12 protein-coding genes are annotated in these 21,162 nt (G+C 73.1%); 9 read left to right on the forward strand and 3 right to left on the reverse strand.

Annotated features, from left to right (window positions below):
* Window positions 1-58: 58 nt before the first annotated feature.
* Window positions 59-1,846, reverse strand: a complete 1,788-nt coding sequence (locus ABZV34_RS09050) for a serine/threonine-protein kinase (RefSeq protein WP_356272750.1) — start codon at window positions 1,844-1,846, stop codon at window positions 59-61.
* Between the two features lie 512 nt (window positions 1,847-2,358).
* Between ABZV34_RS09050 and ABZV34_RS09055 the strand changes: the two genes are divergently transcribed.
* The 8 genes from ABZV34_RS09055 to ABZV34_RS09090 all read left to right on the forward strand — a co-directional run bounded on the left by ABZV34_RS09055 (window position 2,359) and on the right by ABZV34_RS09090 (window position 18,378).
* Window positions 2,359-5,907: an FHA domain-containing protein gene (locus ABZV34_RS09055; RefSeq protein ID WP_356272752.1), complete on the forward strand. Its 3,549-nt coding sequence runs from the start codon at window positions 2,359-2,361 to the stop codon at window positions 5,905-5,907.
* Window positions 5,908-6,421: 514 nt separating this feature from the next.
* Window positions 6,422-7,831: an extracellular solute-binding protein gene (locus ABZV34_RS09060; RefSeq protein WP_356272754.1), complete on the forward strand. Its 1,410-nt coding sequence runs from the start codon at window positions 6,422-6,424 to the stop codon at window positions 7,829-7,831.
* A gap of 70 nt (window positions 7,832-7,901) precedes the next feature.
* Window positions 7,902-9,182, forward strand: a complete 1,281-nt coding sequence (locus ABZV34_RS09065) for a sugar ABC transporter permease (protein WP_356272756.1) — start codon at window positions 7,902-7,904, stop codon at window positions 9,180-9,182.
* Entirely contained in the window at window positions 9,179-10,090 is a 912-nt protein-coding gene (locus ABZV34_RS09070) for a carbohydrate ABC transporter permease (RefSeq protein ID WP_356272758.1), read from the forward strand. The genes ABZV34_RS09065 and ABZV34_RS09070 overlap by 4 nt, the downstream gene beginning before the upstream one ends.
* 149 nt (window positions 10,091-10,239) lie before the next feature.
* Window positions 10,240-12,513 (forward strand): bifunctional glycosyltransferase family 2 protein/CDP-glycerol:glycerophosphate glycerophosphotransferase, encoded by a 2,274-nt coding sequence (locus ABZV34_RS09075; RefSeq protein ID WP_356272760.1) that lies wholly within the window; start codon window positions 10,240-10,242, stop codon window positions 12,511-12,513.
* A 141-nt stretch (window positions 12,514-12,654) separates the two neighbouring features.
* The gene (locus ABZV34_RS09080) at window positions 12,655-14,844 is read left to right on the forward strand and encodes a CDP-glycerol glycerophosphotransferase family protein (protein ID WP_356272761.1); all 2,190 of its coding nucleotides are present in this window, start codon (window positions 12,655-12,657) and stop codon (window positions 14,842-14,844) included.
* Between the two features lies 1 nt (window position 14,845).
* Window positions 14,846-17,053 (forward strand): bifunctional glycosyltransferase family 2 protein/CDP-glycerol:glycerophosphate glycerophosphotransferase, encoded by a 2,208-nt coding sequence (locus ABZV34_RS09085; RefSeq protein WP_356272763.1) that lies wholly within the window; start codon window positions 14,846-14,848, stop codon window positions 17,051-17,053.
* Window positions 17,054-17,067: 14 nt separating this feature from the next.
* Window positions 17,068-18,378: a hypothetical protein gene (locus ABZV34_RS09090; RefSeq protein WP_356272845.1), complete on the forward strand. Its 1,311-nt coding sequence runs from the start codon at window positions 17,068-17,070 to the stop codon at window positions 18,376-18,378.
* Window positions 18,379-18,498: 120 nt separating this feature from the next.
* Here ABZV34_RS09090 and ABZV34_RS09095 read toward each other — a convergent pair whose 3' ends face one another.
* Window positions 18,499-18,912: an organic hydroperoxide resistance protein gene (locus tag ABZV34_RS09095; protein WP_356272765.1), complete on the reverse strand. Its 414-nt coding sequence runs from the start codon at window positions 18,910-18,912 to the stop codon at window positions 18,499-18,501.
* Window positions 18,913-19,036: 124 nt separating this feature from the next.
* Between ABZV34_RS09095 and ABZV34_RS09100 the strand changes: the two genes are divergently transcribed.
* Window positions 19,037-19,546: a MarR family transcriptional regulator gene (locus tag ABZV34_RS09100; RefSeq protein WP_356272767.1), complete on the forward strand. Its 510-nt coding sequence runs from the start codon at window positions 19,037-19,039 to the stop codon at window positions 19,544-19,546.
* Here the strand turns inward: ABZV34_RS09100 and ABZV34_RS09105 are convergent.
* The gene (locus ABZV34_RS09105) at window positions 19,532-21,145 is read right to left on the reverse strand and encodes a glycosyltransferase family 39 protein (RefSeq protein WP_356272769.1); all 1,614 of its coding nucleotides are present in this window, start codon (window positions 21,143-21,145) and stop codon (window positions 19,532-19,534) included. The two genes, ABZV34_RS09100 and ABZV34_RS09105, sit on opposite strands and share 15 nt — an antisense overlap.
* Window positions 21,146-21,162 lie beyond the last annotated feature (17 nt).

Below are 21,162 nucleotides of genomic sequence, written 5' to 3' on the forward strand. Positions count from 1 at the left end.
GCCGGATGTCGACAAGTCCCCAGAGTCGGCCGCGAACCGGCCGCCGGTCGGGTGCGCGTCAGTTGCCGGACGAGCCCGAGCCGAGATTCCCGACCCAGTCGCTGACGCTGTGGTATCCGTCGGTCAGCACGCCCCAGAAGGACTGGGTTGAGCCGATCCAGCCCTGCAGGGGGCTGAACTCCCAGACCAGCCATCCGCCGACGAACAGGATGACGATCATGAACAGGCATCCCTTGAGGCAGCCCAGCCCCGGGATCCTCATCCGGTTGGCACTGCGCTGCCGCGGCTCACGCGGCTGCCGCGGCGCGGGCGCCTCGGGCTGCTGCGGCGCGGGAGCGTAACGCTGCGGCTGCGGCTGTGGCTGCTGACGCTGCGCCCGCCGGGACTGCTGTTGCTGTTGCTGCCCGTACTGCTGCCGCTGCTGCTGTTGCTGCTGCTGCCCGTACTGCTGTCGCTGCTGCTGTTGCTGTTGCCCGTACTGCTGAGGCTGCTGCTGAGGTGCGTACTGCTGGGGCTGCTGGCCCTGCTGCGGATACCCGTATCCGGGCGGCTGCTGGCCCTGCTGCTGCTCGGGCCGCTGCTGCGGTCGTGCGACCTGCCGCTGCGGACGCCGGCGCAGGGGGTCCTGGTCCGGGTCGACGTACTGCTGGAACTGCGTCTGCTCGTTGCGGTCGCGGGCCGCCCGCAACTGGTTCTGCCAGGGATGCGGGTCCTCCGGCCGGCCGGGTCCCCCGCCGGGCTGGTTCTGCGGCACCGGCGGCATGACGGCGGTCGGGTCGGCGGCACCCCGGTGCGGCAGGACCGTGGTGGGATCGGCAGCACCCGTGTGCGGAAGGACACTGGTCGCGCCGTTCGGGTCGTACGCCCCCGGAGCGCCGTGCGGCAGCACCTGGGTGGGGTCGGCCGCGCCCGGCGTGCCGGGGACCGGCGCCGGTGCCGGGTCGGGGGCGAGCAGCGCGCCCACCCCGTCCGCCGCGGCGATCTGCGCGGAGGTGGCGTGCACGCCGACACCCTCGGCGACGGCGCGCAGCCCGCGCGCGAGGTTCTCGGCGCTGGGCCGCTGGTCCGGGTTCTTGCGCAGACAGCGTTCTATGACCGTCCACAGCGGATCGGGCACGGTGGAGGGCCGGCGCGGCTCGGCGCTCAGGTGCTGGTGCAGTACTTCGAGGGCGGAGCCGCCGGAGAACGGCGGACGTCCGGTGACCAGCTCGTACAGCAGAATGCCCGCCCCGTAGATGTCGACGGCGGACGTCTGCGGACGTCCCTCCGCGGACTCGGGCGCGACATACGCGGGCGTGCCGACGAACTCGTGGGTCCGGGTCAGGCCCGGGGAGTCGGCGAGCCGGGCGATGCCGAAGTCGGTGAGCAGCGGGTGCATCTGGCCGCCGTCCTGCCTGAGCAGGACGTTCGCGGGCTTCAGGTCCCGGTGCACGACACCGTCGGCGTGGCTGGCGGCGAGCGCGTCGGCGATCTGGGCGGTGAGGAGGGCGGCGGCGACCGGCGAGAACGGCCCGTTCTCGCGCAGGTAGTGGTGCAGGTCGGGACCCTCGACCAGGTCCATGACGAGCGCGAGCAGATCGCCCTCGACGACGAGGTCGCGGACCCGCACGATGTTCGGGTGGGTGAGCCGCAGCAGGACGGACCGCTCCCGCAGGAAGCGCATCACGACGTCCGCGTCGTTGGCGAGCTCCTCCTTCAGGACCTTGATCGCCACGGTCTCGCCGGGCTGGCCGGCGACGGCCGCCTCGGCACCCGCGGTCTCCCGCTGGCGGGCTCGCCAGACGGTGCCTGTGGCGCCGCGTCCCAGCGGCTCCTCAAGGAGGTACTTGCTCCCTACCGGCCGCACGTCATGCGCTCCCTGTTGCTTGCTTGCCTGGTCCGTGTTGCTTGCTTGCCTGGTCCGTCCGCCGTTGTCACTTCGGCGTCACTTCTGCCGCGGCGGCTGCGCCCACTGTAATGCCGAGCTGCCCGGCACCGGGCTGTCGTCCTTGTGTGCTTCCCGTGAGCGCCTGTGGTTCGTATAAGCGCTTACGTAGGCGTTGCCGTACATGTTCGACGGAAAGACGCTCACTCGCGACGGTTGGTTGCCGTTCGGCCCCTTCGAGGAGGGTGTGACGGATGCCGCCACCGATCCCAAGCGGGCACCGGTCGGGCACTGGTCAGGCACTTTTACGGGCAGAGCCGACCAATCAAGATCACTTCTGCCCGGGTGGCGGGCGTGTTGTCAGTGGCAGGTGCGAGGATGCCTTCAGTACTGGCCGACGTGTCCGTGCGCGGTGGGGGGATCTGCGGTGGGGGGACCGCAGCACAGCCTCGTCCTCGTCGCGGGCGCCTGCGCGGAAGGGACCCCTGACGGCGATGCAGATCCGGCTGACCGTCGTAGACCCGCTGGGCCCGCCTTCGGAGCCCCGGGGGCGTGCCACGGCCTGCGATGTGCTGGTCACCGCCCCCGCAGGCACGGCGCTGGCGGCGGTGGCGTCGGGTCTGGCCTCGGCGGTCGGCGGGGACGGGAGCGGCGCCCCGTCCGAGCGGAGCCGGGAGCCCGGCGGTGGTCCGGTCGTGCTGTACGCGGGCGCCGAGCGGCTCGACGGGCAGCGCTGCACGCTGGGCGAGCCGCCGCTGACCGACGGCGCGGTGCTGTCCCTGGGCGCCCCCACGGAACCCGGTCCGGACGTGGACGAGGACGCGGCCCAGCTCCATGTCGTCGCGGGCCCCGACGCGGGCGGCGTCCACCTCCTGCACGGCGGGCGGATCCACATCGGCCGTTCCGCCGAGGCGGACGTCCCGCTGGACGACCCCGACGTCTCCCGTCTGCACTGCGCGGTCACGGTCTCTCCCGAGGGCCGCGTCACGGTGGCCGACCTGGGGTCGACGAACGGTACGACGCTGGACGGCACCCGCGTCACCACCCGCCCGGTCGGCTTCCCGCCGGGCGCGCTGCTGCGCGTGGGCGAGTCCGCCCTGCGGCTGGCGCCACCCGGCGGACCCGGCTCCGTGAGGACGGCACCCGACGGGGAGGGACACGTCCGGGTCACCACCACGGCCGGTACGGGCGCCCGCCCTGATCCGGCGTCCGCCCACGTCGCGTCCGTGCCCCGGGCCCGCACCGGCGACGCCCCCGAACCGCCCCGCGGTGAGACCCGTCACGCCTACGGATCGACGGGGTGGGAAACCACCGAGGACGTCCCCGGAACACGCACGCACGGCCGGGCCGTACCCCCCGCCGCCCCTTCCGCCTCACCCGCCTCCTCTGCCTCCTCGGCCGCACCCTCCGCCGTGCCGCCCGTGGTGCCGGAACAGGGCAGGGCGCCCGGGATCGAGAGCAGGTGGCCGGAGTCGTCCGGTCCCGGCACCCCGTCCGCCGGGGACCTCGCCCGGTCCCCGGCCGTCCCTGACCAAGGCGCCAGAAAGGGCACTCCCCCGCGGGGGACCGAACTGCCGCCGGGGGAGCGCAGGCGGGGCGGCCTCGGAGCCTGGGCGCGCCGCCTGACCGGAAGCCGGGGCGAGCCCACGGACACCGGACAGGACCCGTACGAGTACGAGGAGCACGGAGAGTACGAGGAGCACGGAGAGTACGAGGAGCACGGCGAGCACGGGGAACACGGCGAGTACGGGAAGCACGGCGGGAACCACGCCGTCGAGTCCCCGGCGGACCGCGGCGCCGCGCAGGTGCCGGAGAGCTGGCCCGACGCCGCGACGCTGCTGCTCACCGCGCTCGGACCGGGATCGCGGCTGTGGGAGCGCGGCCCGGGGCACCCGGAGGCGCTGACGGTGCGGCTGGGGACGGCCGACCGGGCGACGCCCCACGGTGCGGGGCCGCTGCCCGTGGTGCCGGTCACGGCCGGTCTGAGAGAGGCCGGCGCGCTGGGCCTGGCGGGCCCGCGGGCGCGCCTCGCGGGGCTGGCCCGCTCGGTGGTGGCCCAGCTCGCGGCGCTGCACTCGCCGGACACCCTGGAGATCGTCCTGCTCAGCACGGACCGCTCCCGCACGGTCGAGGAGCGCACCGCGGAATGGGCCTGGCTCGGCTGGCTCCCCCATCTGCGCCCCACCCACGGTCAGGACTGCCGCCTGCTCCTCGCCTACGACCGCGAACAGGCGACGGCCCGCACGGACGAGCTGCTGCGCCGCCTGGAGGACCACCTGACGGAAGCGGACGGCGGTCACGGCACGCACTCCCGGGGCGCGGGCACCACCGGGCCCGGCGCCCGTCCCCGGCCGTACGACGAGGCCGACCACATCCCGCTGGACACCCGGGCCGCCGGACGGCGTCCGTCCTGGGCACGGGACCAGGACCCGGCGGACAAGGGCGGGACCGGGGGCACGGACCGGGACTTCGACGGGCCGTACACGCTGGTCGTCGTCGACGGGGACCCCGGAGGGGCCGACGTGCGGGAGGCCGTGCTGCGGCTGGCGCACGAGGGGCCCCGCGCGGGCATCCACGTGCTCTGCCTCGCCGAGACCGCGGCGGCGTCCCCCGCGTCCCCGGTGACGAAGACGTACGAGGCGGCCTGTTCGGCGTCACCGGCGTTCCGGGAGTGCGGGGCCGTCGCGCTGCTCAGCGGGGACGTGGCCACGGCGCTGCGGCTGATGCGGGTCGCGTCCGGCGGCCCCGTCGGGCACGGCACGGTCGCCACCGTGGACGCGGTGTCCCGGGCCTGGGCCGAGCGCTTCGCCCGCGCCCTGGCGCCCCTGCGCACGGACGGCGCGCACGGCGACCGGCACATACGGGTGTCCTCTCCGCTCCCCCAGGTCGCCCGTCTGCTGGACGAACTGGGGCTGGCCCGCGCCACCCCCGCCTCACTGATGGCGCGCTGGGCGGACGCGGCCGATGACACGGAGTCGCCCGGCGGGCGCGGACGGGCGGTCCTGGGCGCGGGCCCGCGGGGGCCGCTGGCCGTGGACCTCCCGGCCGAGGGCCCCCATCTGCTGATCGAGGGCCCGCCGGGCAGCGGCCGTACGGAGCTGCTCCGTTCGATCGCCGCGGCCCTGGCCGCCGCGGAGCGGCCCGACCGGCTCGGCATCGTGCTGGTGGACGGCCGGGACAGCACCGGCGGCCCTGGCGCGGCGCAGGGCGGCGAGGGCCTGCGGGCCTGTACCGACCTGCCTCACGTCACCACCCACCTCACCGCCAACGACCCCGTCCGGATGCGGGAGTTCGCCCAGTCGCTGAGCGCCGAGCTGAAGCGGCGGGCCGAGCTCCTCGGGCGGCTCGGCTTCGCGGAGTGGCACACCCACCGGGAGGTGTCGGGCCGGTTCGTCGGCCAGCGAGCGGTCCGGCCGTCCCCCGGGGCGCCGTCCGGCGCGTCCTCCGGTGCCGCCGACCTGGACACCCCGCCCAGTTCGACGCTGCGGCTGCGGCCGGCGGCCACACGCGCGCGTGCCGAACCCGCGCCGCCGCTCGCCCGTCTCGTCGTCGTGGTCGACGACCTGGACGCGCTGCTCTCACCCGCGCTGGGGTCGCCGGGCCGGCCGGCCGCCGGTTCGGTCGTCCGTGCCCTGGAGGCCGTGGCCCGTGAGGGCGACCGGCTCGGTGTGCATCTCGTGGCGGCGGCCTCGGACGACGGACGGGCGGCGGCCAGTGAGCCGGGGCGTTCCGCCGGGCTCCGGGTCGCCCTGGACCCCGTGTCACCCGGGGCCGACGAACCCGCCCCCGGGCGTGGGCGGTTGTTCACGCCGGACGGCCGGGTCACGCCCTTCCAGGCCGGGCGGGTCACGGGGCGCATTCCGCGGACGGCGACGCTGCGGCCGACGGTCGTGCCCGTCGAGTGGCAGCGCATGGGGGACCCGCCGGCGCGGCGGCCCGTACGGGAGTTGGGTAACGGGCCGACGGATCTGGCGTTGCTGGCCAGTGCGTTGGAGCGGGCCGCGAGGTCGGTGGCGGCCGCCGAGGTCCCGTCCCTCCTCTGACCCCGTTTCCCTCGCCCCCGCCGCCCTTCCTTCCCTGGGGCTCCGCCCCGGACCCCGCCAGGGGGCCGCGCCCCCTGGATCCCCGCATCGCCCGAAGGGCTCGTCCTCGAACGCCGGACGGGCTGGATAGGCGGGCGCAAGCGGAAACGCGCTTTCGGGTGCGTGTTGACAGGTCCGGCCGAGGGCAGGTCTTTCAGCCCGTCCGGCGTTCGAGGACGAGGCCGTCCAGGCCGAACGGGGGTCTGGGGGCGAAGCCCCCAGGGACGGGACGGCCCCGGGACAGCGGCCCCCGGCCACCTTCGAGGGGCGCGGGGAACCGCGCGGCCGCCCCCACCCACCCGCACCCGAAGAACCTCCCACCCGGGTCAGCCAGGCCGGCAGGCCACGTCACGACCCAATCACGATCGCTCACTTGACACCCCAGGCGCTCTTGCCGCCCTTAAGGCCCCGGGCGTAGACCAGACCGCACGGGACAGCGCCGGACGTTCGACGAGGAACGAAGAACGGGGCAGAAATGCGCAGATCGCTTCGTACAGACAGGTCGCACACGCACTCGACGCACAGGGCCGCACAGGCCGCGGCAGCCGCCTTCATCGCGGGCGCACTCACCCTCACCGCATGCGGCGGCAGCGACGGCAAGAAGAGCGACGACGGCAAGAGCGGCACCGGCAGCACCGGCGACACGGCGGGCGGCGGCGGGAGTGTCGCCCTGCCCAAGCTCGACGGCGCGAGCCTGGAGGTCGCCGCCGTGTGGACGGGCCCCGAACAGGCCAACTTCAAGAAGGTGCTGGCGGAGTTCGAGAAGCGCACCGGCGCGAAGGTCACCTTCGTCCCCGCGCAGGACCCGATCATCAACTTCCTCGGTTCGAAGGTCGCGGGCGGCGCACCGCCGGACGTCGCGATGCTCCCCCAGGTCGGCGCCATCAAGCAGGCCGTCGAGAAGAAGTGGGCCAAGCCCGTCGGCGCCGAGGCCCAGGCCCAGCTCGCCAAGAACTACTCGCAGGGCTGGCAGGACCTCGGCAAGATCGACGGCAAGCAGTACGGGGTGTACTACAAGGCGGCCAACAAGTCGCTGGTCTGGTACAACGCGAAGGTCTTCGAGAACGCGGGGGCGAAGGAGCCCGCCACCTGGAAGGACTTCCTCTCCACCGCGCAGACCGTCTACGACTCCGGGGTCACCCCGGTCTCCGTGGGCGGCGCGGACGGCTGGACCCTCACCGACTGGTTCGAGAACGTCTATCTCTCCCAGGCCGGCCCGGAGAAGTACGACCAGCTCGCCCAGCACAAGATCAAGTGGACTGACCCGTCCGTGAAGGACGCGCTGACCACGCTCGCCCAGTTGTGGGGCAACAAGAACTACCTCGCGGGCGGCCCGGACGGCGCGCTGCAGACGGAGTTCCCGGCTTCGGTGACCCAGACGTTCACCGGCGGCGACCAGCCCAAGGCGGGCATGGTCTTCGAGGGCGACTTCGTGGGCGTCAACATCGCGGAGACGAAGGCGAAGATCGGCACGGACGCGAAGGTGTTCCCGTTCCCGGCGGTGGGCGACAAGGCGCCGGTCGTCAGCGGCGGCGACGCGGCCGTCATCCTGAAGGACTCCAAGGCGGCCCAGGCGCTGGTCACCTTCCTGGCCTCGCCGGACGCGGCGACCATCCAGGCGAAGCTGGGCGGCTATCTCTCCCCCAACAAGAGCGTGGCGAACTCCGCCTATCCGAACGCGGTGCAGCAGTCGATGGCGAAGGCCCTGATCGCCGCCGGCGACGACTTCCGCTTCGACATGTCCGACCAGGCCCCGCAGGCCTTCGGCGGTACGCCCGGCAAGGGCGAGTGGAAGGATTTGCAGGACTTCCTGAAGAACCCCAAGAACGTGGCGGGGACGCAGGCGAAACTGGAGGCCGACGCGGCCGCGGCGTACAAGGGCTGATCCGGCGATGACGTCGGCAACGGCGGGAGGGGTCGGCCCGACCCCTCCCGCGGCAACACGGCGCAAGAGCGTGACCGGTACCCGCAGGGCCGTGGCAGTGCTGTTCCTGCTGCCCTGCCTCGTGCTGCTCGGCGCGCTCGTGGTCTACCCGATCGGGTACTCGCTGGTCCGCAGCTTCCTCGACCGGTCCGGTGACGGTTTCGCCGGATTCGACAACTACAAGGCGCTGTTCACGGACGACGGCATTCGCACGGCGCTCAAGAACAACGTCCTCTGGGTCGTGTTCGCGCCCACGATCGCGACCGCGCTCGGTCTCGTCTTCGCGGTGCTCACCGAACGGGTGCGCTGGGGAACGGCGTTCAAGCTGGTCGTCTTCATGCCGATGGCGATCTCCATGCTCGCCGCGGGGATCATCTTCCGGCTGGTGTACGACCAGGACCCGGACAAGGGGGTGGCGAACGCGGTCTGGGTCGGGGTGCACGACACCTTCGCGCAGTCGTCCGCGTTCCCGAAGGCCCACCCGGGACGGCAGTCGCCGCTCCGGCCGGAGAAGGGCGGGTTCGTCACCGCTCAGCCCGTCCGGGCCGGGCAGTCGGTCGCCCTCCCGCTCGTCGGCGTCGCACCGGACCAGATGCCCGGCAGCGCGAAGAACGCCGTACGGGCCGCCGTCGAGCCGGGCAAGGTCACCGGTACGGCCTGGCAGGACTTCACCCGCGGCAAGGGCGTCGGCAGGCTCGGGCAGGCCGACCCGAGCGAGCTGGGCTACGCGGGCATGAAGGTCGAGGCCGTCAAGGACGGCAGGGTGGTCGCCTCCACGAAGGTGCGCGACAACGGCACGTTCACGCTGCCGGCCCAGGCCGACGGGGCCCTGCTCCGGCTGCCCGCGAGCAACTTCAAGGAGCCGTACAACGGCCTCGACTGGCTCGGCCCGTCCCTGGTCACCCCGGCGATCATCGGCTCGTACATCTGGATGTGGGCCGGTTTCGCGATGGTGCTGATCGCGGCGGGGCTCGCGGGCCTGCCCCGGGAGCTGCTGGAGGCCGCCCGGGTCGACGGCGCGAACGAGTGGCAGGTCTTCAGAAGGGTCACGGTGCCACTGCTCGCGCCGGTGCTCGCGGTCGTCGCCGTCACCCTGATGATCAACGTCCTGAAGGTCTTCGACCTGGTCTTCATCATCGCGCCCGGTTCGTCCCAGGACGACGCCAACGTGCTGGCCCTGGAGCTGTACCGCAAGGGCTTCGCCGAGGACCAGCCGGGCATAGCGAGCGCCATCGCGGTGTTCCTGCTGCTGCTCGTGATCCCGGTGATGCTGTTCAACATCCGACGGCTCCGACGGGAGGTACGGCGATGACCACACACGCCGGCACGGTCACCGGGACCACGCCCGTCACCGCCCGGGAGAAGGCCAGGACCTCGCTCGGCTCACGCCTCGCGAGCGGCGTCAGCGGCGGGATCGTACGCGTCTTCCTGCTGCTCGTCGGCCTGTTCTGGCTGGTGCCGACCATCGGGCTCCTGCTGTCCTCGCTGCGCAGGCCGGCGGACATGAGCGCGTCCGGCTGGTGGAAGGTGTTCAGCGAGCCCTCGCAGCTCACCGTGGACAGCTACCAGAAGCTCCTGGAGAACAGCGACATCACCAACTCGCTGCTGAACACGGTGCTGATCACGGTCCCGGCGACCCTTCTGGTCGTGGTGATCGGCTCGCTCGCGGGCTACGCCTTCGCCTGGATGGAGTTCCCGGGCCGCGACTGGTGGTTCCTCGGCACGGTCGGCCTGCTGGTCGTCCCCGTGCAGGTGGCGCTGATCCCGATCGCCGAACTCTTCGGGAAGATCGGCATCTTCGGCACGATCTTCGGTGTGATCCTCTTCCACGTGGGCTTCGGCCTGCCCTTCGCGGTGTTCCTGCTGCGGAACTTCTTCGCGGAGATCCCCCGGGAGCTGCTGGAGGCGGCCCGGCTGGACGGCGCGGGTGAACTGCGCCTGTTCGTACGGGTCGTGATGCCGCTCGGCGGTCCCGCGATCGCCTCGCTGGGCATCTTCCAGTTCCTGTGGGTGTGGAACGACATGCTGGTCGCGCTGGTGTTCTCCGACTCGGGCAGCCAGCCGATCACGGTCGCCCTGCAGACCCAGGTACGCCAGTTCGGCAACAACATCGATGTGCTGGCACCGGGCGCCTTCATCTCGATGGTGATCCCGCTGGCCGTGTTCTTCGCGTTCCAGCGGCAGTTCGTGTCCGGCGTGATGGCGGGCGCGGTCAAGTAGCGGTACGGCGGGCGGGTCGAGGGGCGGGCCGGACACCGGTTCGCCCCTCGGCGTTCACCCGGGGTCCCCCATATGCCACATCTGGCGTAACCAAGTCACCCCTTCGGCCGTTGCCGGGCAGTATGCCCGCGCCGACCCATGGATGTCCGTTGCCCAGGTTCAGTGTCATCGTCCCCGCGTACAAGGTTCAGGCGTACCTGCACGAATGCCTCGAATCCGTGCTGGATCAGTCCTTTCCCGACCTCGAACTGATCGCCGTCGACGACTGTTCGCCCGACGCCTGCGGCGAGATCATCGACGAGTTCGCCGAACGTGACGCCCGTGTCCGTCCCGTGCGCCTGCCGCGGAACGTGGGCCTGGGACACGCCCGCAACGCGGGGCTCGAACAGGCCACCGGCGACTATCTGGTCTTCCTGGACGGCGACGACACCCTCACACCGGACGCGCTGCGCGCCATCGCCGACCGGCTGAAGGAGACCGGCGAACCGGACGTCCTGGTCTACGACTACGCGCGCACCTACTGGTCGGGCGAGGCGGTCCGCAACCAGTTCGCGGCGCACCTCACCGAGGAGGGCCCCGCGCCCTTCCGCCTCGACGACCGGCCGGGGCTGCTCAAGGTCCTGATGGTGGTGTGGAACAAGGCGTACCGCCGGGAGTTCGTCGAACGCGCGGGCTTCACCTTCCCGCCCGGGTACTACGAGGACACGCCGTGGACGTACCCGGTGCTGACCTCCGCCGAGACGATCGCGACCCTCGACCGGGTCTGTGTGCACTACCGCCAGCGCCGCCAGGGCAACATCCTCGGCACCAGCAGCCGCAAGCACTTCGACATCTTCGCCCAGTACGACCGGGTCTTCGCGCACCTCGACGCGCACCCGGAACTGGAGCACTGGCGCCCGGTCCTGTTCCGCCGCATGGTCGACCACCTCTCGACGGTGTTCACCAAGCGCGGCCGGCTGCCGCGCGGCACCCGTGCCGAGTTCCTGCGCGCGGCCCGCGCCCACTACCGCCGTCACCGCGCGCCGGGCGCGCCCGTCCGCCTCCGCACCCGTGTCCGGCACGCCCTGGTCCGGCTCGGCAACCACCGCACGTACCGGCTGCTGTCGCTGGCCTCACGCGTCCACAAGAAGACGCTGCGCCGCGCCAAGGAACTGCTCCGCGGGGCCCGCGGCGGGGCGCTCCAGTTCCACTACCGAGTGCAGCTCCGCCTTCCGCTGCGCGCCGACCGGGCCGTCTTCTCCAGCTACTGGGGGCGCGGTCACGGCTGCAACCCCGGCGCCCTGGAGTCCGCGTTCCGCGATCTCGCGCCGCACATCCGCACCGCGTGGATCGCGCACCCCGAGCACCACCACACGATCCCGCCGGCGACGCACCGGCTGCGGCCCGGCTCGGCCGGGTACTGGACGGCGCTGGCCCGCTCCAAGTACCTGGTCAACAACGTCAACTTCGACCGCCGACTGGTCAAGCGGCGCGGCCAGATCATGATCCAGACCCAGCACGGGACCCCGCTCAAGCAGATGGGTCTCGATCTGCAGGACCGCCCGGCCGCCGCCCGCGGCACGGACTTCGCGGAACTGCTGCGCAGCGCCGACAAGTGGGACTTCTGCCTGTCCGGCAACCGCCACTCCACCCTGGTCTGGGAGCGCGTCTTCCCGGCCGCGTTCACCACGCTGGAGTACGGTCTGCCGCGCAACGACGTCTTCCAGCGGGCGACTTCGGCGGACGTGGCGCGGCTGCGCGAGTCCCTGGGCATCCCCGCGGGCACGGTCGCGGTCCTGTACGCGCCGACGTACCGCGACTACCGGCTCACCCAGCGCCTCACCCTCGACCTGGAGCGCGTCCTGCGCCGGCTCGGCCCGCGCTTCGTCGTGCTGGCCCGCGCGCACCACGCGTACGCGGGTCCCCTCACCGCCGTCCCCGGGGGCCGGCTCATCGACGTGTCCGACCACCCGAACGTCGAGTCCCTCTGTCTCGCCTCGGACGCGCTGGTCACCGACTACTCGTCCCTGATGTTCGACTACGCGGTCCTCGACCGGCCGATCGTGATCCACGCGGACGACTGGGAGGCGTACGAGGCCTCCCGCGGCACCTACTTCGACGTGCGCGCCTTCCCGCCGGGCGAGGTCGCGCGGAGCGAGGACGAGCTGATCGACCTCTTCGCGGGCGGACAGTGGCGCGGCTCCCGTTCGGCGCGGCTGCGGGCCACGTTCCGCGAGCGTTTCTGCCCGTACGAGGACGGTTTCGCCGCCGAGCGGGTGGTGCGCCATGTCGTGCTGGGCGAGAGCGGCGGGCTGCCGCGGGTCCTCCCGCCCGCCGAGCGCCACCCGGTCGCGTCGGCCGCCCGGACGCAGCCGGTGCCGCCTCTCGCCACGGTGCCCGCGCCCGGCTCCCCCGCCCCCGCCACCGTCACCGAGACCCTCTGAACCGGAGCAGGCATGCCCTCCAGCCCCTCCCGGCCCACGCCGTCCCGGCCCGCCACCTGGCGTCCCGCCGGCCGGCCGGGGCGATGACGACCCGCACCAGCACCCCCCGAGACCTCAGCTCCCCGTGAGAGAAAGAGCAGAATGCCCCGCTTCAGCATCATCGTCCCCACCCATGGAGTCGCCGGGCGGCTGGCCCTCGCACTGGACTCGGTACTCGGCCAGTCCTTCGGCGACTTCGAGCTGATCACGGTCTGCGACGCGCCGGACTCCCCGGCGGCCGAGGTGGTCGCCGGGTACGCCGCGCGCGACTCCCGGGTCGTCCCGGTGCACTCACCGCCGTCGGAGGGGCTGAGCGCGGCGCGCAACACCGGGATCGGGGCGGCGGCCGGCACGTATCTGCTCTTCCTGGACGGTGACGACGTCCTGGTGCCGGGCGCGCTGGGGGCCCTGGACGGCGGGCTGCACGAGGAGCCCGACGTCCTGTACTTCGCGCACGAGCGGGTCCACTGGTGGGACGTCGAGACCAGCACGCCCCCGCTCCCGAGGACACCCGAGGGGGTCTTCACGCCCGACCGGGCAGCGCGGCTGACCGGTGTGCTGCTCCCGGCCTGGAGCGCGGCCTACCGGCGGGACTTCCTGCGCGAGCACCATCTCACCTTCCCCCAGGGCCACTTCACGGACCTGGGCTGGGGCGGACTCGTGAACGTCGCCGCCGAGCGGATGGCGGTACTGCGCTCCGTCCTCGTACGCCATCTGCTGCGCCGGCAGGGCAGCCGGCTGAACGAGCCGGGCGAGCACCAGTTCCACCTGCTCGACCAGGTCGGCCTGGTGCTCGGACGGGCCGCGGGACAGGGGCTGTCCGAGGAGCGGTCGAGGGCGTTGTTCGGGGACCTCTTCACGGCGGTGCTGAAGTCGGCGGCCCATCCCCGGCGGCTTCCGCTGAGGCGGCGCCGGGCCTTCTTCCGCCGTGCGGGCAGGCTCTACCGTCTGCACCGCCCGACCGGGTTCCGGCCCCCGCCGGGCCGGGTCGGGGTGCAGCACCGACTGCTGGCGGCCGGGGCGTACAGCGCGTTCCGCGCGCTGCGCGGTGCCAACCGGCGGCTGCCGAGGGTCTGGGGGAAGGTGCCGCGTCCCCGACTGCTGCGCACCCGCACCCGGTACGCCGCGCAGCTGCGCCGCCCGCTGGACGAGAACCTCGCGGTGTACTGCGCCTACTGGGGGCGCGGCTACGCCTGCAACCCGGCCGCGATCCACGCCAAAGCCCGTGAACTCGCCCCGCACATCCGGGGGGTGTTCCTCGTCGAGGCCGACGCGGTGGACGGCCTGCCCGCGGGCGTGGACCACGCGGTGATCGGCAGCGCCCGCTCCTGGGAGGTGCTGGCCCGCGCCAAATACCTGATCAACAACGCCAATTTCGCGGACGGCGTCGTCAAGCGCCCCGGCAGTGTCCATCTGCAGACCCAGCACGGCACCCCGCTGAAGAAGATGGGCGTCGACCAGTCGACGTACCCGGTGGTGGCCGCGGCGACCGGCAGTTTCACCAAGCTGCTGGCCCGGGTGGACCGGTGGGACTACAACCTCTCCTCCAACCGGCACTCCACGGAGATGTGGGAGCGGGCGTTCCCCGGCACCTACGAGGCCCTGGAGTACGGCTATCCGCGCAACGACGTCTACTGCACGGCGACCGCCGAGGACGTGGCCCGGGTGCGCGGGGAGCTGGGCGTGCCCGAGGGCAGGACGGCCCTGCTGTACGCGCCGACGCACCGGGACCACAGCACGGGTTTCGAGTCCCGGCTGGACCTGGAGGCGTTCTGCGAGGAGATCGGCGACTCCTTCGTCGTGCTGCTGCGCGCCCACTACTTCTACGACGAGGGCGGCCGCGCGGGCAGCGGCCGGATCATCGACGTGACCCGGCACCGCTCCTCGGAGGACGTCTGTCTGGCCGCCGACGCGCTGATCACGGACTACTCGTCGATCATGTTCGACTACGCCAACCTCGACCGTCCGATCGTCGTGTACGCGGACGACTGGGAGGTGTACCAGGAGACGCGGGGCGTCTACTTCGACCTGCTCCAGGCGCCGCCGGGGCCGGTGGCCCGTACCCCCGGGGAGCTCGCGCGGGTGTTCCGCGACGGCTCCTACGCGGACGGCTCCTCGCGGGCCCTGCGGGCCGGATTCCGGGAGCGGTTCTGCTCGTTCGACGACGGGCAGGCCGCCGAACGGGTCGTCCGCAGAGTGCTGCTGGGCCAGCCTCCCGAGGCGGTCCCCCCGGTGATCCCGCTCGCCGAGCGGCTTCCGGCCCCCGCCGCGTCCACCCTCGTAAGGAGCTGACGTGCCCCGCTTCAGCATCATCGTCCCCGTCTTCAGGGTGCAGGGCTTTCTGCGCGAGTGCCTCGACTCGGTCCTGGAGCAGTCGTACACGGATCTCGAGGTGATCGCCGTCGACGACTGCTCGCCGGACGGCTGCGGCGCGATCCTCGACGAGTACGCGGCCCGCGACCCGCGCGTGCGGGTGCTGCACCTGCCGCGGAACGTGGGGCTCGGCCGTGCCCGGAACGCGGGAATGCCCCACGCGGGCGGGGACTTCCTCCTCTTCCTGGACAGCGACGACACGCTCACACCGGGCGCCCTGCGCGCCGTCGCCGACCGCCTCGACGAGACCGGCGACCCCGACGTGCTCGTCTTCGACTACGCGCGCACGTACTGGTGGGGCGGTACCCGCCGCAACGTCCTCGCGCACCTGCTGTCCGAGGCGGGGGACGGCACCTTCCGCGCCGCCGAGCACCCGGAGATCCTCGAACTGCTGATGGTGGTGTGGAACAAGGCCTACCGCCGCGAGTTCGTCGAGCGGGAGGGCTTCACCTTCCCGCCCGGCTACTACGAGGACACGCCCTGGACCTTCCCGGTCATGCTCAGTGCCGGGCGGATCGCCACGCTCGACCGGATCTGTCTGAACTACCGGCAGCGGCGCCAGGGCAACATCCTGTCCACCACCAGCCGCAAGCACTTCGACGTCCACGACCAGTACGAGCGCGTCTTCGCGTTCGTGGACTCCCGTCCGGAGCTGGCGCGCTGGCGCCCGTATCTGCACCGCAAGATGGGCGAGCACTGTCTCGACATCCTCGCCAAGCCGGACCGGCTGCCCGCCTCCGACAAGGGCGAGTTCTTCTCGCGGACGGCCGCGCTCTTCCGCGCACACCGCGACGGACCCGTGCCGCCCGAACTCCGTGTCCTGCTGGGCGGTCACGCGCGCTACCGGGCCCGGCGGCAGGCGGCCCGCGCCGGCGGGGAGCTGGTCCGGCGCGGGCAGCAGGCGCGCTCGGCCGCGGTCACCCGGATCAGGCGCGGCTGGTCGGTGGCGCACGAACTGCGGCCGCTGGACCCCGGACTGGCGGTGTACTCGGCGTTCTCGCACCGCGGGGTGCTCGGCGACCCGGGTGCCGTCTACCGCGCGGCCCGTGAACTCGCCCCGCACATCAGGGGGGTGTGGGTGGTGCGGGCGGACCAGGTGGCACTGCTGCCGCCCGGTGTCGAGCACGTCACGCCGGACTCGCTCGACTACCGCCGGGTGAGCACGCGAGCGACGTACTTCGTCAACAACGTCAACTGGCCCGGCTCGCTGGTCAAGCGCGAGGGCAGCGTGCACATCCACACCCACCAGGGCACACCGCTGAAGTACATGGGCGCGGACCTGCTGGGCAAGCCCGGTGCCCGGCACGGTTTCGACGTGCCGCAGATGCTGCGCCGCGCGGACCGCTGGGACTACAGCCTGGTCGCCAACCGCCACTCCGAGCTGGTCTGGGACCGCGCCTACCCCTGCCACTTCACCTCGCTGCGCACCGGCAGCCCCCGCAACGACCTTCTCGTGCGGGCGCGGCCCGAGGACGGACTGCGGGTCCGGGCGCGTCTCGGCATCCCGGCCGGCCACCGGGTGGTGCTGTACGCGCCGACGCGCCGCGACTACGTCAGGGGCGGCCACCTCGACCGTGTCGATCTGGCCCGGTTCGCCGACGACCTCGGCGAGGGCCACACCCTCGTCGTACGTCTGCATCCCTCGCTGGCCGACGGGCCGGCGCGCGGGGCGGGTCTGTCCGAGCTGCACCGGCGCGGGGTCGTGGTCGACGCGACGGACGAGCCGCACGTCGAGGAGCTGATGCTCGCCTCCGACGTGCTGGTCACGGACTACTCGGCCCTTCTGTTCGACTACGCCAACCTGGACCGGCCGATCGTGGTGCACGCCGACGACTGGGGCGCGTACGCGGCGAGCCGGGGCGCGTACTTCGACATCACGGCCGACGCTCCGGGTCATGTGACCCGCTCCTACCGGGAACTGGCGCGGCTGTTCGCGTCCGGGGCGTGGCGGGACGCGGAGTCGGCGCGGCTGCGGGCCGGATTCCGGGCGCGGTTCTGCGCGTTCGACGACGGGCGGGCCGCCGAGCGGGTGGTGCGGACGCTGATGCTCGGTGAGCGGGCCGAGGGACCGGCGCCCTCCGTCCAGGTCCCCGCGCAGGCGGGGCACGACGTCCTCACCTCGTCGTGAGCGCCCCGGTGGACATGCTTCCGGGCCCCAGGCCGCCCGCGCGGTTCCGGGTGATCGTCCTGGCCGCCGTCTTCGCCGTCCTGCAACTCGCGAACATCACCGGCCGGGACACTCCGGACAGCAAGAACTACGTCTCGTACGCGCTGAGTCTGGGCGGCGCGGGCAAGCACGAGGCGGCCTCGCTGACCATCGACTGGGTCTGTACCGGCAGGGCCTCTCTCGCCCGCCGTGACCAGAGCGTCGACGTGCTGCGCTTCCACGCACCGAGCCCCACCCGGCGGGTCTTCGAGGAGTGCCGGCGCGAGCAGTGGGAGGGGGTGTCGAAGCGGCTGCGGGCCGGGCAGACCTCGGGGCACACCGTGCCGTTCATGTCGGCGCGCTTCATGCGGATCTTCGAGGCGCGGCCCGGTTATCCGGCGCTGCTGGCCCCGTTCGTCACGGTCCTCGGGGTGAAGTGGGGCGTGTGGGTGTCGAGCGTCCTCGTCACCGTCACCGGCGGCGTGCTCGCCTTCCTCGTCCTGCGCACCCTGCGCGCCCCCACCGTCGTGGCCCTGACCGGGCAGGCGCTCTTCTACGTCCTGCCGTGCGGCACGACCGCGATGCGCCCGATGACCGAGGGTCTGCTGCTGGACCTGACGCTGGCCGCGCTGTGGGGCTGCGCGCTGGCGCTGGAGGGCCGTGCGCGGGCCGGGAGCCTGCTGGTCGGGGGCTCGCTGGTGGCGCTCTTCACGGTGAAGCACTCACAGGCGTTGTTCCTCGGGCTGTGCCTGACGGGCGCGTGTGCGGTGACCGGCGCCCGGCACGGGGGTCTGCGCCGGCCGCTGCGCGGGCTCACACCGCCGCTCAGGGCGATCGGGGCGGTGGCGGCCGGGGCGGTCGTGGTCACGCTCCTCGCGGCGCGGGCGCTGCGCTACCCGTCCGAGCCGGAGAGCCTCCAGGACCTGCTCACGGGGCACTTCGCCGTCCCGGACCGCACCCGCCCGTGGCCGGAGTTCCTGCATCTCGAAGCCGACTTCTGGGTGGAGTGGCTGCGCCGGGAGCTGCGGGAGCCGTTCGTCCTCGCGGCACTGGCGGCCGGGGCGTGGGGGGTGGGGCGGCGGCGTCCGGCCTTCGCCGTCCCGCTGCTCGCGGCCGCGCTCACCGGCGTCCTCAACCAGGCCGGGCATCCCGACATCACCATCTACGGGGACCGGCTGATCGTGCTGGTGTGGGTGCTGCCGGTGGTGGGGCTCCCGCTGCTGCTGGAACAGGCCGTACGGCCACGGGCGCGGGGCCTGGACATGGTGCCGGGGCCGCTGCGCACGGACAGCAGGGTCACCCGATGAGCCGCAGGGCGGGGCGTGCGGGCGTGTCCGGCACACCGTGGGACGGCACGAGCCGGGCGCGCGCCGCTCCCCGCGCCCCTCACGGGGCACGGGGAGGGCACGGCGCGGTACTACGCGGTACTACTCGACGACGAGCTCGACCGGGATGTTGCCGCGGGTCGCGTTGGAGTAGGGGCAGACCTGGTGGGCCTGCTCGACCAGCTTGCGGCCGGTGGCCTGGTCCACGGAGTCGGGGAGCTCGACGCGCAGCGTGACGGCGAGGCCGAAGCCCTCGCCCTGCTTGCCGATGCCGACCTCGCCGGTCACCGCGGCCTCGCTGACGTCGACCTTCGCCGCGCGGCCGACGAGGCCGAGGGCGCTGGCGAAACAGGCGGCGTAACCGGCGGCGAACAGCTGCTCGGGGTTGGTGCCCTGCCCGTTGCCGCCCATCTCCACCGGCACGGCCAGCTGGAGGTCGAGCTTGCCGTCGGAGCTGACGGCACGACCGTCACGGCCGTGGGTGGCGGTGGCGACAGCGGTGTAGAGCGCTTCCATGAAGACCATCCCTCTCAGATGAATGTTCTGTCGGAGCGGCCGGTCGGGCCGTCTCACGGGTTCGATTAGAGCACACAATTCAATTGCACACAACTCAGTGACGGGCGAGAGCTATCCTGTGGGCATGACCGCCATGCCGACCCCGCACCCCCAGTCCCCGTCCGACGGGGACTACCTCCGCCTCGACCAGCAGATCTGCTTCTCCCTCAACGCGGCGTCGCGCGCCTTCGGCGGCGTCTACCGGGTGATCCTCAAGGACCTCGGGCTGACCTACCCGCAGTACCTCGTGATGCTGGTGCTGTGGGAGCACGGCGAGCTGCCCGTGAAGAAGGTCGGCGAACATCTGCGGCTCGACTCCGGGACGCTGTCGCCGCTCCTCAAGCGCCTGGAGGCGACCGGTCTGGTGCGGCGCGAGCGCAGCGCCCTCGACGAGCGCTCCGTGCACGTCCACCTCACCGACGAGGGCACCGCCCTGCGCGAGCGCGCCCTGCGGGTGCCGCGCCGGATCGCCGCCGCGACGGGTTTCGAACTCGACGAGATCCTCGAACTGCAGTCCCGTCTGGACCGGTTGACGGTCGCGCTGGACGACGCGGCCCGGAAGGAAGCGCCGGACCCGGCATCAGGCCGGCACTAGCGCCGCGCCAGACCGGCTGAAGGGCGCCCGGAGGGCGGCCGGAGGGTCGTCCGCCGAGGGGTGGCGTACATACAGGCGCAGGGTGATCCCCCGGCGCGCGAGTTGCTCGCGCAGGGTGAACTCCTCGCCGATCACGGCCAGTTTGGCCCGCTCGGTCGGGGTGTGCGGGCGCCAGCCCGACCGCAGCGTGAAGGGCGCGGCGACCACCCACACATGGTCGAGTCCGGCGAGCCGACGGCGCAGTTCGGCGGGCCCCTCCTCCTCTCCGTACAGCGTCCCGGAGGCCGTCGCGGAGGCCCGGAGCGCGATGTCCCGGGCCCCCCGGAAGCCCTCCGGATAGGCCAGCGCGGACCGCCGCGCGAGTGAGGGCAGGAACAACACCGGGTCACCGGGGCGCAGTTCGCGCCCGACGGCGGCGGAGACGGCGGCCAGGTTGTCGGGGCGCCGGCCGGGGGCGCGGTCCTGGCACAGCAGCGGGAACTGGGCGGTGAGCGCGGCCGCGACCGCGAGGACTCCGGCGAGTGCGGCCACCGGCAGCCGCACCCTCGTGCGCGCCGACCACGCCGACCGGCCCGGCCTCGCGCCCGCCCACCGCTCCCGCGACCGGGCCACCGCCCGCGCCAGCCGGTCCGTCCCCGCGGCGGCCAGCAGCGGCGCCCCCGCCAGGGCGTAGAGGACGTACCGCTCGTCGTACAGCGGCCAGAAGCGGGAGACCGTGATCAGCACGGCGGGCGGCAGCACCATCAGCGGCGCGGCGACCGCCGCGAGGGTCACCTCCCCGCGCGGGACCTGCCGCAGCACCCCCAGGGCGACCAGGAACAGACAGGGCACGAAGACCGGTTGGGTCGGCCCTGCGAACGCCCGCAGCAACCGGTCCACGCTCTCCCAGTCGGGCCGCGTCAGCCACGCGACCTGCCCGGACTGCCCGTGCGAGACCAGGACCAGCGGCGACAGCACGAGCACCGCTCCCCCGGCCGCGCGCCCCCAGCGCCGCCAGACCCGGCGCGGCAGCCGGGCCGCGGCCAGGGTCGTGGCGTGCGCGAGCAGCAGGAGCACCGCGAACTCGTGCAGCAGACAGGTGCCGGCGACCGTCGCGCCGTACGCCCACCAGACCCCCGTCCCCGCCGACCGCACGCCCCTGACCAGGAGCAGCGTCGCCCCCGCCACGCCCGCCGCGACCAGCGCGTACGACCGGCCCTCCTGCGCGAAGTGCCCGGCCATGGGGGTGACGGCGTACAGCAGCCCCGCCCACAGGCCGACCCGCGGGCGGCACAGGCGGACGCCGAGGGCGGCGACGAGGCCCGCGGCGGCCGCGGCGCCGCAGACCGAGGGAAGCCGGAGCGCGACCTCACCGGGGTCAAAGGCGAGGACGGCGTGCATGAAGAGGTAGTACAGGCCGTGCACCGCGTCCACGTGGTGCAGCAGATGCCAGATCTGCGGGACCGAGCGCCGCGCGACCTGGAAGGTGGCCGCCTCGTCGCGCCACATGCCGCCGCGGTCGAGCCCCCAGAGCCCGAGCGCGAGCATGACGAGCACGGGCAGCAGGACCGCCACGACCTCCGCGACGACCACCGGACGGCCGGCTCCGGACCGCTTCATCGACACCCTCACCGTGA

Origin of the sequence: Streptomyces sp. NPDC005195, assembly GCF_040608315.1 — a bacterium.
In the GTDB taxonomy this organism is placed as follows: Bacteria; Actinomycetota; Actinomycetes; order Streptomycetales; family Streptomycetaceae; genus Streptomyces; species Streptomyces kaempferi.

Bases quoted from the DNA above. Each gene is read 5' to 3' on its own strand.
- ABZV34_RS09070 (WP_356272758.1), top strand. From the start codon at position 9,179: ATGACCACACACGCCGGCACGGTCACCGGGACCACGCCCGTCACCGCC.
- ABZV34_RS09060 (WP_356272754.1), top strand. From the start codon at position 6,422: ATGCGCAGATCGCTTCGTACAGACAGGTCGCACACGCACTCGACGCAC.
- ABZV34_RS09105 (WP_356272769.1), bottom strand. From the start codon at position 21,145: ATGAAGCGGTCCGGAGCCGGCCGTCCGGTGGTCGTCGCGGAGGTCGTG.
- ABZV34_RS09100 (WP_356272767.1), top strand. From the start codon at position 19,037: ATGACCGCCATGCCGACCCCGCACCCCCAGTCCCCGTCCGACGGGGAC.
- ABZV34_RS09090 (WP_356272845.1), top strand. From the start codon at position 17,068: ATGCTTCCGGGCCCCAGGCCGCCCGCGCGGTTCCGGGTGATCGTCCTG.
- ABZV34_RS09080 (WP_356272761.1), top strand. From the start codon at position 12,655: ATGCCCCGCTTCAGCATCATCGTCCCCACCCATGGAGTCGCCGGGCGG.
- ABZV34_RS09095 (WP_356272765.1), bottom strand. From the start codon at position 18,912: ATGGAAGCGCTCTACACCGCTGTCGCCACCGCCACCCACGGCCGTGAC.
- ABZV34_RS09055 (WP_356272752.1), top strand. From the start codon at position 2,359: ATGCAGATCCGGCTGACCGTCGTAGACCCGCTGGGCCCGCCTTCGGAG.